The 279-nt window shown below is 73.1% G+C and carries 1 protein-coding gene; it reads left to right on the forward strand.

What is annotated here, in order from left to right; translation table 11 throughout:
* Positions 1–38: 38 nt before the first annotated feature.
* On the forward strand, positions 39–279 hold a 241-nt coding region (locus KVS69_RS19430; RefSeq protein WP_345776832.1), incomplete at its 3' end, for an Ig-like domain-containing protein.

Genomic DNA, 279 nt, shown 5'->3' on the forward strand with positions numbered 1-279 from the left:
CCGCCCCCGGCACGGGCGACCCCGGTGCGACGGTTGAGGTGAAGACCCCTGCCGGCGACGTGATCGGCACGGCGACGGTGGGCGAGGACGGCACGTTCACGGTGCCGCTCGATCCGGCGCAGACCAATGGCGAGGAGCTTGAGGTCGTGGCGAAGGACCCGCCCGGCAACGAGTCGCCACCGGTCACGGTCGAGGCGCCTGACATCACGGATCCGGTCGCTCCGACCGATCTGGTGGTCAGCCCGGACGGCACGGGGGTCACCGGCACGGGCGAGCCCG

Source organism: Stenotrophomonas sp. GbtcB23, assembly GCF_019091045.1.
In the GTDB taxonomy this organism is placed as follows: Bacteria; Pseudomonadota; Gammaproteobacteria; order Xanthomonadales; family Xanthomonadaceae; genus Stenotrophomonas; species Stenotrophomonas rhizophila_A.